The following is a 13662-nucleotide window of genomic DNA, read 5'->3' as shown; positions in this document are numbered from 1 at the left end:
CCATAAAAAAGCCCTTTTCATAATGAAAAGGGCTTTTTTATGGCCGCCTGTTGGTCATCCCACCGCCGCCTTATTCTTTCATCAGGCGCTTGGCGAGGGCAATAACCTGCCCCCTGCTTTGGCCATGCACCAGCAATTGGTATTGTTCTGGGGTAGCTCAGTAAAAACGGACAGTGAGCTAAGGCAGGGTTGTTATGAACTCGTGTTGAAATTGGTGGAGCGAGCAGTAGCCGAGCGCAGAGTGTCGACGGTCGAGGTTGAAGCAGGTGCCGAGGTACGAGGCAACTTCTAATTGAGCTTCTTCCAGCAAGGTGAACGGGCTGCTGTGTGAACGGGCTGCTGTCGGGCAATAATTCGGTTTTGAGGGTCATCCAGCCGGCTTCGACTTGGGCATTTTCTTAGGGCGGTTTCTGCATCAGTGTATAGTCCGGAGCAACGGCAGTAGCGCGAACTTTGTAGTTCGCGTCCCAGAACGACAGCCGAACAGCGCGGCGACGCGAACTACACAGTTCGCGCTACTATATGGCGACCTCGAAACCGCTCTAGGGGTTACCGGTCCGGCTGAAGCTGGCAAGAGCGTCGGCTTGCGCGACGCGGGCCCGGCAGGCGGCGCTGGTGTATTGGCTCCCCAGTCGGCGTGGATAATCAAACCCGGCACGGGTTGGCGCGGCGTCAGGGCCTGTTCCAGAGCCAGCAGCACGAGTTCGGTGGGCATCTGGGCGGCCTGCCAGCCTACGACCCGGCGCGAGCAAGCGTCGCGCCACGTCGCCAAGTAACACCAGCGCCCGCCAACCAGTGGCAAATAAGTGATATCGCCTACCCACTCCTGGTGCGGGGCGTTGGGGATTGGCTGGCCTAGCAAGCGGTTTTCGGCCACCACAGCGGCCGGGTCAGCCACGGCCGCGCACGAGCGCAGTGCATAGCGTCCCACGGCATGGCCCTCGGTGCGCAATTCGGCCCGCAGGCGGCGGATGCCATAACGCCGGGCGTGGCGCGTGAAAGCGGCTTGCATCGCCGCCTGCTATGGCGCGGCCGTGGGCTGGGCACGGCCCCGCCACTGGTAGTAGCCTGGGTAGCTGGTGCCCGGCATGTGGCACAACACGTGCACGGGCCACGAGTCGCAGCAGTACCCGATGAACCGATAGCAGCTCATGACTGAGGGCACTGGAAAATATCGCACCTCGAATGGTTGCTGGTCACGACTTTTTTAAAATGCCGCGCTCCATTTCCTCGCGCTTGAGCTCCGCCCGCAAATGCTTGATTTCGTCGCGCTCCGCGCTGCTAGGTACGGCTGTTCTAAGCGCATGGCGTTGCCAGGGCTTGGCAGAGCCGGCAAAATTGGGTACGGGCCACGTCGGCTTGCCGGGCACCGGCCGCTACTTGCCGGACGCACTCGGCCTTGAAGGCGGGCGTGTATTTCTTGCGGGCGGCGGACAAGCCGCCAGAATTCAGTTTCTTGGTCATGGGCAACGAAAGTTAAGACTTTGCGCTGTCCGTTTCAGCCAGACCACCTCATTCAACTGGTCTTCCGCTCGGGCCAGGTTGGGATTGGGTACGAAGCCGTAGAGAATAGAAAAGAGAAAGGCCCTCCCCAAAATGGGAAGGGCCTTTCTCTTTTAAGCGGATTAGCAGAACTCCGCTACTCCTTGACGAAACGCGTGGTCAGCTTCAGCGACTGGCCAGCGCTCTGGCTCATAACCTGCACCAGATAGGTGCCGCTGGCTACGGTATTCAGGTCCAGCGCGTGGCTAAGGCCGGCCTCCAGCACCGTGGCCAGTACCACCCGGCCCGTAGCATCCAGCATACGTACTTGGTAGGTGCCGGCGGGCAATAGGTGCAGGTCTAGCTGCGTGCTAGCCGTGGCCGGATTCGGCCACAGGCTGATGGCTGGGGCCTCGGCCGACTTGGTGAAGTTCACCGTACGCACGGGCGAGTAGGTGGCCGTGCCGTCGGCGTCGACCTGTTTGAGGCGGTAGTACACCAAGCCCTGCGCTTTGGGCCCGATGCCGGCATCGGTCAGCGCGTAGGCCGTCGGCATCGTGCTGTTGCCCTGGCCCTTCACCTGGCCGATTTTCTCGAACGCCGTGCCGTCGAGGCTACGCTCTACGTCGAAGTAGTCGTTGCTCTTCTCCGAGGCCGTGTGCCACACCAGCGCGGCATCTACGTTTTTCACGGCGGTGGCCGTGAAATCCGTCAGCTCCACCGGCAGGGGGTTCACACCGAGCACGATGTTAACAACCTGGGTATTGGTACCGCCGAAGAGGTCAATGGTCGTCACCGTTACCGGGACGGTGGTGCCAACGCGGGGCAGTTTCGTGCGGTCGCTCACGGTGAACAAGCCCGTGGTGGAATTGAACACAATGCCCACCGCAGCTAAGCTAGCCGTGTTGGCAGCGGTGATGGATGCCGACTGGATACCGTTGACAGTGCCGCTGGCCAGGGCGCCGGTGCGGCTGGTGGTGGGGTCATAAATCACACCCGTTGCGCTGTAAGCTGCACCGTTGGTGTCGATGCCGTAGGCCACCACGTCGTTGTTCTGGTAGGTGTTGGCATTGCCCCCGCGTACTACCGTCGTGTACACCGAGTTGTTGTCCTGACCTACCGGAATGGTGTAGAGCGCCGGCAGCGACTGCCCGCCCTGGTTGTCGACGGCGGCGTACGTGAAGAAGGCGTTGCCGACAAAGTTGGCGGCTGGGTCGAAGGTGAGTTTGGAAGCATCCGTCACCACGGTGCCCACTGTTGCCACCGCGCCGTTGTAATACAGCACGCCCGGCACCACGCCGTTGGGCGCGGCCGTTGGCAGAGACGTAATGACGTACTGCGTCACCGTGCCGGGGTCGGTATCGGTGCCACGTACGGGCGAGAGGGTCAACTGACCTGCTGTGTTGCCCTCCGGCGCCTGCAAGCCGTTTACCACCGCCAGGGCCAGCGGCAGGTAGTTCACCTGGGTCGTCACGGCCGACGTGTTGTTGGTCAACACCGCGTCGCCGTCAGCCACTACGTTGGCCGTGGCGGTGTAAGTATAGGTAGGCGCGGTGAAGGTAATCGTGTTCGATACCTGGCCCGCGGTGCCGGTCGCCTGGGTGCTCAGCGTTCCAAAGGTTACTACGCCGGTGGCAGCATTATAAGCGCCGTCTCCCGATACCACCACGTCGGTCAGGCCGGTGGGCAGTTGCACGGTATAGCTTACATCGGTAGCCGTAGAAGGGCCGTTGTTGCTGGCCGTGACAATGTACGTCACAAGGGAGCCGGGCTGTGCCTGCGTGGGGCCCACCAGCGCAATCTGCTCGTCAACCTTCGATGCTACCGATACCGTGGCGCTGGCCACGTTGTTGCTCAGGTTCGGGTCCGACGTGTTGTCCGTCACCACGGCCGTGGCCGTGAGGGGGTCAGCGCCCGGCGCGTTCACCGTGATGGTGTACGTGTACGTGGTGGCCGAAGCAGCAGCAGCCATGTTCACCACCGGCAGGGTGACAACGCCCGTGGTGGCATCGTAGTTGGCGGTGGCGGCACCGTTAGGACCGGTAATGGTGACCCCGGTCAGGCCGGCGCGCAACAGCACTTTCTGAGCAACCTGCGAAGCTGCCGTGTTGAGGGTGGCGTTGGTTGTCGTCACGGTGAAGATGACCGGCGAACCGGCCGTCTGCACAGCTACGTTGGCCGCAACCGTGGTTTGGATGTCGGCCACCGTTGCCGTTTGCACGCCCAGCACCGTCGTGGCTACCGCATAGTTATTGCTCAGGACTTGGTCGTTGCTGGCCGTGGTCGGCGTTACCGTAGCGGCAGCCGTGATTTCAGGCACGTACTGCGAGGTAAAGGTGATGGTGTTTACGATGGCGTTGGCCGCTCCGGGTGCCTGGTTGGTTTGGGCCGGGAAGGTCACGACGCCCGTCGTGTTGTTGTAAGTACCGCCACCCGATACCGACACGGCCGTCAGGCCGGTCAAGCCAGTTGGCAACTGCACTGTTGTGGTCTGGCCATTGCTGGACGATGGCCCGTTGTTGGTCGTCGTCACGGTGTAGGTTACCAGGTTGCCGGCGGCTACCGTCGTCGCGGGGCCGTTGATGGCCACCGTGAAGTCATTATTCGGCAGGATGGTCGTGGTAGCCGTGGCCGTGTTGTTGGCCGGCACGTTATCGGCGCGGTATCCTGCTACGGACGCCACGTTGGTCAGCGTCGCTACGTTGGGAGCCAGGTAGGTCACCGTGTTTTCCAGCAGTGCGCCGGGAGCCAGGTTCAGCACCTGCCCAAACGTGACCAGGCCGGTCGTAGCATCGTACGAAGCCGTCGTGGCATTGGGACCGGTGAAGGTCACTTGAGCAGCCGTCAGGCCGGCCGGGATGTACACCGTCTGCGTGGGGTTGGCGGGCACGGTGCCGTTGTTGGTAGTGGTCACGGTGTACGTCACGGCCTGGCCGGCAACCGCCGTCTGGGGACCCGTGATGGCCGTGGCGATGTCGTTGCTGGTGAGGTTTACCGTCACATCAACACTCGAAACGTTGTTGCCGGGCATGGGGTCCGATACGGCCGAGCCGATGGCCGAAGTCGCCACAATGTACCCGCTGGTGGGCGCCTGAACCGTGATAGTGTAGGTATAAGCCGTGGCCGGGGTTACCGGGCCCGTGATGGTGGGCAGAGTGACCAGACCCGTGGTGGCATCGTAGTTGGCATTGCTGGCTGTGAAACCGGCCGGCCCGCCGCTCACCGTTACACCGCTCAGGCCGAGGGGCAACGAAACGGTCTGGGTGAGGTCGGTGACCGAAGACGGGCCGTTGTTGCCCGAGTTCACCGTAAACGTCACGGTTGAGCCGCTGGCCACGTTGGCATTGGGCGTCGTAATCTGGGTGTACAGGTTAGCCGACGGCGTGGTGGCAGTAGTGACGGTGGTCGTGACCGAAGCCGTGTTGTTGGCAATGTTCAGCTCGCCGGCTGCGGCCGTGTTGGGCGTGGCCGTGGCCGTCACGGTAAAGGCGGCTGCTGCGGCCGTGGGGCTGTAGCTGATGACGTTGTTCAGGCTGGCACCGGGCGCGAGGCTGGGCAGGGTCGGGAACGTCACCAGGCCGGAGTTCTTATCGTAGGTGCCGCCGTTCGACACGTACACGTTGGTCAGGTTGGCGGGGAGCTGCACGGTTTGCACCACGCTGGTGGCCGGCGAAATCGAACCCACCGTCTGGGTGCTCGTCGTCGTAGCACCGTTGCTGGCGTTAAAGGTCAGCACATTGTAGGTCACCACGCCGTTGGCGGGCACCGACGTGGGGCCGCTGATGCGCGTCTGCAGGTCGAACTTGGGCGTAACGTTGATAGAGGCCGTGTTGGTGTTGTTGGCCGTCAGGCCACCTTCGTTGGTGGTGGTGCCAATCGCGGCCGTGGCCGTTACCGGGCCGGTAGTGGGGGCCGTGAAGGTGATGGCAACGGTGCCGCTGGTAAAATTCGTAGCGGCCGAATACGGCGCGGTGGTGGGCGTGTAGGTTACCAAACCGGTATTGCTGTTATAGCTGGCCGTGAAACCCGTAATGGCCCCCATGGTGACGTTGGCAAGGTTCGGGGCCAACTGCACTTGCAGGGTCGTGTTATCGGCCGCTGCGGTCCCGATGTTGCTAAAGGTCACGTTGAACTGCCCCGTATTTCCGGCCGTTACCGTGGCGGCCTGCGCCGAGATGGTCGCCCGCACATCGGCTGTGCCGAGTACGGTAAGGGCCAGCGACGCCGCATCATTGGCGGTGATGCCGCCTTGGCTGGTGCTCGTCGTCACGTTGCTGGTCAACGCCAGGGTCGAGCCGGTAGCCGTGGGCGTGGTAGGCGCCGTGAAGCTGAACGTGAACGTGTTGGTAGCACCCGAAGCCAGCGAAGTGGTGGTGCCATTGCCAAAGTCAATAACACCGCCCGTCGGCGTGTAGCTAGCCCCGTTTACCAACACGCTGGTAACGCCAGTTGGCAGGGTCACCTTCTGCGTCACGCCGCTTGCCGAGGCTGGGCCGTTGTTGGTAAACGTGGCCGTGTACGTGCCCGAAGGCTGCCCGGCATACAGCGTAGTGGGGCCGCTGAGCGTGGTCGTTACGTCGGCATTAGCCGAAATATTCGTGGTCAGTTGGTCCGCGTTGTTGCCCGACACGGCGTCGGTTTGCGTGCCGTTCGTGGTCACGTTGGAGTTCGCCACTACCCGCGACGTCGACGCCCCTACAACATACGTAACACCAAATGATGTCGTGGTTCCAGCCGTAAGGCTGGTTGCCGGATATGTAATGGTGTAGGTATAGGTTGCCGTAGCGCCGCTCCCGCTCACTACAGCGGCAGATACCGTGGCCGTGGAGCTGGTTGTGGTAATACCCGACAAAGCGCCACCAGTTGCAACCAGCGTTACTGTACGGGGCACGTTGCTGTTGGCATCTACGCCACCGTTGTTATAAAAGTCCACGTTCAGGTTCACCGTCGAACCAATGGCCGCCGTGGTAGGACCCGTCAGGTCCGACACCAGGTCGACCGCGCAGTTGATGGCGGCCGTGGTGTTCGTGATAACGTTGGAAATGCGGGTATTGATGACCCCGGCCTGGCCGGGCTCAGCACCGAAAGCAATCGACGAAGTAGACGAGCGGGTTACGCCGTTGCTGCCGCCGTTGGCCGACGAAGCGCTCGATACGGTACCGTTGGTGAAAATAAAGCCGCCGCCGCCGCCGCCGCCGGGCCCGTGGGGGTCCGTAGCCGTGCCCGGCGTGTTGGAGCCGCCGTTGCCGCCGTTGGCTTGAAGCACAATGTTGGGCAGGCCGGCCGTGTTGTTGGACGTGAGGACGATGGAACCGCCCGCGCCGCCACCACCGCTGCCGTCGTTGAGCACGCTGTTGTTGGCGCTCGCGCCGTTGGCTTTAATGAAACCTGCTCCAGCTATCGAGCCGGCGCGCACGAATACCATGCCACCGCCAGCGGCGCCGCTGCTGGCAAAGCCGTTGTTGTTGTCACCGGTGCCGTTGTTGGTGGTACCCGCGCCGCCGCCGCCGCCCATCACGAGGCGGCTGGTGCTGGCCACCGGGAATGCGGCCCCTGGCTCGCCGCCAACCGGTTGATTGCTGAACCACGAGTTGCCGCCCCGGCCACCCTGGCCGCCGTTGGCACCGCCGCCGCCGCCAGTGTTCTGGTCATTAGCCGCAGCATTGGCATCAGTGCCACCGCCACCAGCGTTGCCGGGGCCGCCCCGGCCTTGGCTACCGTTCAGGTAGCCCTCGTCGATGTTGTCGGCGGCGGCGGTGCCGCCGTTGTTTAGGTAGCGGGGAGTACCCGCGGTGCCTTCGCCTTTGGCGCCATGCACGTTTTTGGTGGCCACGTTGCGGTAGTCGGTGCTGCTGGCCGTGTTATCGCCAGCCAACTCGCGGCCCCCACCGCCGCGGAAACCAGCGCCTGAAGCATCAATGCTAAAGCCAGCGAAATTAAGGGTTCCCAATACATCAAGTGCAATGACCCCGCCAATACGACCGTTCCAAACCTGACCGCCCGTCGAAGTTTGCAACGACATATTGCCGCTCAGTGCTAAGCTTTGGTACGAAGCCACTTTGATTACTTGGAACCGGCTCTGACCGAGAGAAGTGGTAGCATCGGCGTTCGAATAGGCGTTGCGCAAAGCGGCCGACAAAGTGACGCTACCATCTGAGTTGTTTTTAGGAGCATTGTAACCGCTGGCAATGGCATACTCGTACCGGCCCGCCGTAAAGTTGGTGTTATTCAGATTACCGTTCACGGGCGCACCCGCCAAACCACTACCGTAGCTCGTGGTATTGGAACCGTCGATTTCGGCCCCTTGCATCTGCACTATCAGCAAGAGGTCGCCGTTGTTGATAGCAGCCGTGCTGCCACCATAACCGAGGTTAAAGCGCGGCAGTATAATTTGATTTGTGGTCCCGGCCGTGGTCGCTTGATTGGACACGGCGTAATACTGGTTGCCAATGGCCGCTGTGGGCGTAGTGGCCGTGCTGAACGTCGAAGAACAGGGGGCTGGGTTGGACGCAGAGCTGGCCGCGTTAACCGTCGTGGTCACGTTGGCGGCGGTGGCCGTGCCGTTGTTGTTGGCTGCGGTGCCGTCGGCGGTGGTGGCGGTGCTTATGGCTTTGCCGGTGACGGTGGTGCTGGCCCCGCTGGGCGTGGGCGCCACAAAGCTCACGGTGTTCACCACCGAAGCGCCGCTGGCCAGGCCCACGGCGTCGAAAGTCACGAGGCCCGTGGCGGGGTTGTAGCTGCCGTTGGTCACGGTCACGCCGGTAGTGCCGGCGGTCAGCTGAATGGTAGCGGCTACGCCTTGGGCGTAGTTAGGGCCGTTGTTCAGGCTGATGGCCTGGTACGACACCGTCTGACCGGCCGAAGCACTGGTCGGACCGCTGATGGTGGTCACCACATCGGCCGAGCCAGCCACCACCGGAATGGTGTAGGTAGCCGTGTTGGAAGTCGCGTTCTGGTCGTCGGTAGCCAGGTAAGTAAAAGTGGCATTGCCCACGAACGTGCCCACCGGCGCAAAGCTGAGCTGGGCAATCTGGGCCGGGGTGAGCACCTGACCGGCACGGGCGGGGCCACCGTTTACGTAGAGGACGCCCTGCGTGGTGGGGTCTGGAATGGTAACGAGGGTGTACGAAACTATCGAACCGTTGCCGTTGGCATCGGTTGCCACCAAGGGAGAAATGGCGGTAGCCGGGCTGCTGTTAGGCAGGTTCGGCGAGTTGGTCACGTTGCTGGCCACCGGCGCTTGGTTCACCGCCACCGTCGTCGTTATCTGGGCCGACGTGCTGGTTCCGTTGTTGTTCGCCAGCGTGGGGTCGTCCGGCGAGGCCGTGTTGCGGGCCGTGCCGCTCACCGACGAGTTTGGCATCACAAAGCGCACAACGTTGGTCACGGCGTTGGCCGCGCCCGTTGCCAGGTTGTTGATGGTTGCGAAAGTGACCACGCCGGAAGTTGAGTTGTAATTAGCACCCGTCGGCAGCGTCAGGCTGGCCAGCGGCAGGGCGGGCGCCAGCGTCAGGGTTGGCACCACGCCATTAGCCGCCGCATCGCTCGACAAGTTCTGGGTCGTCACGGTGTACGACACCGACGAGCCAACCGCCGCGCTGGTGGGGCCCGTCACGGTGGTCTGAATATCGGCCTGAGCGCACCAGGCAAGGTCTACGATGCCCGTGGTCTGGGTACGGTCGGCGGTGGTGTTGGCCGGGGCAATGTTTTCATAGGTAAGCACAAGGCGCTGAATTGGGCTGGGAAAGCGCACGGTCACGTCGCTGCCCCGGTCGGCGTTGCTCGTTGCAATGCCCGTTACCGCGTTGGCCTTGAGCTGAGGGGTGGTGGCAGCGGTCAGGCCCGAGCCAGAACCAACGAACCGGTTTGCGCCGTTGGTGCCCACCGTCACGTCGGCGGTGGTCAGCGTCACCAGGTTGCCTGCCGTAGCAGCATCGTAGCCATCAAAGGTTATCCGGTCGATGAAGTCGGCTGGGGTCGCCGAAGTGGGCTGCACGTCCTGGTCAATATCCGTCACTCGGATGCGGAAGTTGGTCAGTGGGCGGCTAAAGGTGTACGTGACCGTCGAGACGTTTGCCCCGTTCACCCCAATGTCGTTTTGCTTCCACACCAAGTAGTTACCCGTGCCAAGCACGGCGTCGGCGCCTACCGAAAACAGGTTGGTGTTGGTGCCCGCCACCGTGGAGGTGTACCCGCCCGTGGTGAGCGTGGTGCTACCCACCGTTTCGGTGAAGGATTTGCGGCTGCCGGTTGCCGCAGTGGCGTAGTTAAACGTAACGCTCTGCCCGCAGGTCGTTTGCGCAAGCACCGCCGGCAAGCTGCTCACCAGCAACAGCAGCGTGAGCAGGGCGGGCTTCCATCGGTACCAGGACGGTCCGGCAAGCGTGGGAATGCCCCGGCCCCTGGGTGCGGCCATGGCCGCAAGAGGTAAGGTTATTTTCATAAAAACTCCGAAATGGCGATAAAAAATGGTGTGTGTGTCGTTAGGCCGAAAAATGAAAGTCAACTTTCATAACTCCGCAAATTTCCCTATTGCTTGAATTTTGGGCGCGGGTTTTTCGATAAACCGCGGTATTTCATCGGTAAAGGCACCCCTTATGCGGTTCACCGACTGACGCGTAATCAACCGCGCGCAAGACATAATAAAATGGCCTTACTCCTCACTAATTCTGCTTGCCATTCGCCGCTCAGCGAAAGCAAATCAGTGTGAAATTCGCAAAGAAGGGCGCTTATCAACAAAACCATATTCCATACAAAATTTTTACACCGGGAATGACATTAGATATGTCCACATCAGATGTAATCATAAGCGAGCTATAACGCTCATAGGTAACGCTCAGCCGCCACGAATACACAGATACGATTTCAATTATCTGCTCGGATTTAAGACTATTAGCTTTTTTATTAATTTTATTTATTATAATTTATATCCTATTTATCACTCTATTAGCTGTAGCCTAAATCTCCTTATTTAGTTCTTCTGAACGCTCCAACCAGGCAATAAAAAAGCTGGCTCAGCTCTCCCCTGCCAGCTATGCGGCATGGGGAAGAGCTGAGCCAGCAGCAAACTGTTCACTCAATATATTGACCCGATGCGGGCGCTTACACGCGCCCGCTGGCGGCCACCAGCTCGCGTAGCGGCAGGTTGAAGCCCACGGCATCTACCAGTTCCTCCAGGGGGAGGTGCAGGCGGTATTTCCAGAAGTGCTCGGGGTTGCTGGGCACGTTGATTTGCTCCTCGTGCGGGTTGGCGCGGCGCAGGTGGCTGTCGATGGCCAGCAGGTCCTGGAGCGGGAAGATGGCCCACATGGCGGGCGAGTGCAGGTGCTGCACCAGGATTTCGCGGGCTACCCAAGGCTCGCAGTAGAAGGGCGCCACCTCGCGCCAGTGGCCGAGCAGGGTTTCAAAGAAGCGCTGGGTGCGCACCCGGTCTTCTTCCCACCAGCCGCGGACGGTGCTCATGTCGTGGCTGCTGGTGGTGACGACGCTGAGGTAAGCGGCGTGGTCGGGGTGGCCGAATTCGGTGGTGGGGTCGCCAGGCATGCGCTGGATGTTGAGGCCCAGAATGCCGAGCTGCTTCATCACGCCGGGCACGGAGGCGGGCACCATGCCCAGGTCCTCGCCGCAGATGAGCATGTCGGTAGCGTAGCGCACGGGCGGCAGCTTCACCAGGCCCTGCTGACGCCAGAACTCTTCGTGGCGGTGGTAGAAGAAGTCGATGTAGATGTCGTCGTAGAGGCGACGGCGGTTTTCGTCACCGTCCAGCTCCCGGAACGAGTAGCTCTTGTGCAGGGTAATGCGCGGGTGGTAAAAGTCGTCGCCGGCGGGCACAAACAGTACCTCATTCACCAGGGCAAACAGGCCTTTTTGCAGCCAGGCAAAGTAATCGGCAAGCTCCGTTAGCAGTTGAGGTTCAACCGTTGCCTGGTCAGCTCCGGCCGTCAGCTCTGCCGTTTTACTTTTAACCTTCTCCGCGATGTAAGCTTCGATTTTGCGCTGGTTGTTGACGTGCTCCTTGAGGTGGATGCGGCCGTAGCTGGCGTCGTTCATGTACTCGTCGAACACGGCTTGCGCTTCGCCCTGGAATATGTCCTGAAGCATGTGCCAGCGGATGTAGGGCTCGCAGAGGCGGGCGTAATCGAACCAGCCCAGGCGGCGCTCAATCTCGTGCCGGTGCATGGGCAGGGCCGGCGAAAAATGCCCCAACAAGCCTTCTACCGACTCGATGGGCATCTCCCAGATGCGGAAGAAACCGAGGATGTGGTCGATGCGCAGGGTGTCGAAGTAGCGGGCGAGGTGGCCCATGCGCTGCTTCCACCAGAGGTAGCCGTCTTCGGCCATGCGCTGCCAGTTGTAGGTGGGGAAGCGCCAGTTCTGGCCGGTGGTGGAGAAATCATCCGGCGGGGCGCCGGCCTGCGCGTTCATGTGGTAGAGTTCGGGCTGGCTCCAGGCATCCACGGAGTGGCGGTAGATGCCAATGGGCAGGTCGCCTTTCAGCACCACGCCTTTCGAGCGGGCGTAGTCGACGGCGGCCCGCAACTGCTTGTCGAGGTGGAACTGGGTGAAGAAGAACAGGCCGTACTCGTCGTAGTCCGGCGCGGTTTCGGCCGTTAGCTCGGTCAGGCGTTGCGGCTTGCGGAACTCGACGGGCCACTGCAGAAAGTCGGCGGTGCCAAAACGGTCGCGCAGGGCCGAGAAAGCGGCATAAGGCACCAACCAGCTGCTTTGCCCGGCCAGGAATTCCCGGTATTCGGGGTTTGCCAAAAAGGCTTTTTTCTCCTGCTTATAGAGGAGCTTGAGAAACTTCCATTTGGCATTCATCACCGGCTCGTAGTCCACGAAATCCTTGGCGTTGAGCTCTGCTTTCAACTCGGCCAGCTCCTGGGCAGCTTTCTTGTCTTTGAGCGGCGCGATGCCTTCGAGGTGAATGAACTGCGGGTGCAGAGCAAACACCGAAATGGCGGCGTACGGGTACGAATCGACCCAGGTATGGGTAGCCGTGGTGTCGTTGATGGGCAGAATCTGGACCAGCTTGAGGCCGGTTTGCACGGCCCAGTCGGCCAGCAGCTTCAGGTCGGAGAACTCCCCTACCCCGAGGCCTTGCTGGCTGCGCATGGCAAACACGGGCAGCGCCACGCCCGCCCCGCGCCAGGCGTCGAGGTAGCGGTAGGCTTCGTCGTTGAAGACGTGAGCGGCGCTGAAGTCATGACTCACCGGCACCACGCGGTTTTCGCCGCCTTCCATGTCGAGGGCGTGGCCGGCAGCGGCATCCCACATAGCGTACTTATAATGACAGTCCTCGGCCAGGTTCTGGAGCTGCACGGTGCCAGTCCAGAGCGGATATTCGGCATCCGACAGCACAAGGGCCTTGGTGTTGTCCCAGGCGCCCAGCGCCGGGTCGGACCCCAGAATGCACAGGCCCAGGTGGGGGGCCACGCGCGGCGCCAGCAAGCGAAAGGTCGTTTCGCCGGAAGCCGGCACCGGGTTGCCGGCTGCTGGTTGGATAGTAGCTGCTTTGCTGCCTTTGGCGGGAGCTTTGGCTTTTTTAGCGGCGGGGGCCGCAGCGGGGCGGCGAAACAGGGCTTTGGTGAAGGCGGCGGTTAGCAGCTCATTTTCGGGGAGGCCGGGCACGCGCCAGTAGTCGGCCAGATGCAGGCGCTGGGTGCGGGCGGCGTTGTAGGCCACGCGGCGGTTAGGGCCATATTCCCACTGCTCGCTCCCGGTGTTGTCGTCGCGCAGTACGTACTTATAGGTAAGCTCCCCGGCGGCGGCGGGCATCGTTACTTCGATGCTCCAGCAAGTGGTGGTTTCGTCGTAGTGCATGTCGGCCGCGGCGTCAAGCTGCCAGCTGCCCAAGTCGGGGTGCGAGCCGCACACGGCCAGCCGCTGGCCGTATGCAGTGCGGTAGGGAAGGGAAAAACGTAGGGTCATAGGGGAAACGCTGGGGTTTGGGGGACGAAAGATAAGGCTTTGTGTATATGATGGGCCGAAGGTTCGGCGGCGGCGCTTCAACCTATGTTCCCTACGCGAAGCCCCAGCTCAACGGCTGAACTCAGAATCCGGCTTCTCGAAGGCCGGCTCCGGCGGTAGAATGGGGCCGCTGGCAGAGAACCAACCCCTGTATTCCAACCCCAGGCAATGGTTTTGCGTTTGGAAAAGCCACCCCGATTCATTTGCTGC

6 protein-coding genes are annotated in these 13662 nt (G+C 61.7%); 1 reads left to right on the top strand and 5 read right to left on the bottom strand.

Features of this window, described 5'->3' with window-relative positions; genetic code table 11:
- Positions 1–22: 22 nt before the first annotated feature.
- Positions 23–292: a hypothetical protein gene (locus JKL48_RS19995; RefSeq protein WP_201986656.1), complete on the top strand. Its 270-nt coding sequence runs from the start codon at positions 23–25 to the stop codon at positions 290–292.
- A gap of 123 nt (positions 293–415) precedes the next feature.
- Here JKL48_RS19995 and JKL48_RS23830 read toward each other — a convergent pair whose 3' ends face one another.
- The 5 genes from JKL48_RS23830 to JKL48_RS19975 all read right to left on the bottom strand — a co-directional run bounded on the left by JKL48_RS23830 (position 416) and on the right by JKL48_RS19975 (position 13413).
- Positions 416–1012 carry a DDE-type integrase/transposase/recombinase gene (locus tag JKL48_RS23830; protein ID WP_201986654.1) on the bottom strand — a complete coding sequence of 199 codons (597 nt, stop codon included), beginning with the start codon at positions 1010–1012 and terminating at the stop codon, positions 416–418.
- 9 nt (positions 1013–1021) lie between these two features.
- The gene (locus JKL48_RS23445) at positions 1022–1153 is read right to left on the bottom strand and encodes a hypothetical protein (protein ID WP_262896017.1); all 132 of its coding nucleotides are present in this window, start codon (positions 1151–1153) and stop codon (positions 1022–1024) included.
- A 143-nt stretch (positions 1154–1296) separates the two neighbouring features.
- Positions 1297–1464, bottom strand: a complete 168-nt coding sequence (locus JKL48_RS19985) for a hypothetical protein (protein ID WP_201986652.1) — start codon at positions 1462–1464, stop codon at positions 1297–1299.
- 175 nt (positions 1465–1639) lie between these two features.
- Positions 1640–9925, bottom strand: coding sequence for a T9SS type A sorting domain-containing protein (locus tag JKL48_RS19980; protein WP_201986649.1), 8286 nt, complete (start codon positions 9923–9925; stop codon positions 1640–1642).
- Positions 9926–10584: 659 nt separating this feature from the next.
- Positions 10585–13413 carry a 4-alpha-glucanotransferase gene (locus tag JKL48_RS19975; protein ID WP_201986647.1) on the bottom strand — a complete coding sequence of 943 codons (2829 nt, stop codon included), beginning with the start codon at positions 13411–13413 and terminating at the stop codon, positions 10585–10587.
- Positions 13414–13662 lie beyond the last annotated feature (249 nt).

The organism is Hymenobacter rubidus, assembly GCF_016734815.1.
GTDB classification, from domain to species: domain Bacteria; phylum Bacteroidota; class Bacteroidia; order Cytophagales; family Hymenobacteraceae; genus Hymenobacter; species Hymenobacter rubidus.
The sequence above is the reverse complement of the archived record's forward strand: the minus strand, read 5'-3'. Positions and strand labels throughout refer to the sequence as shown.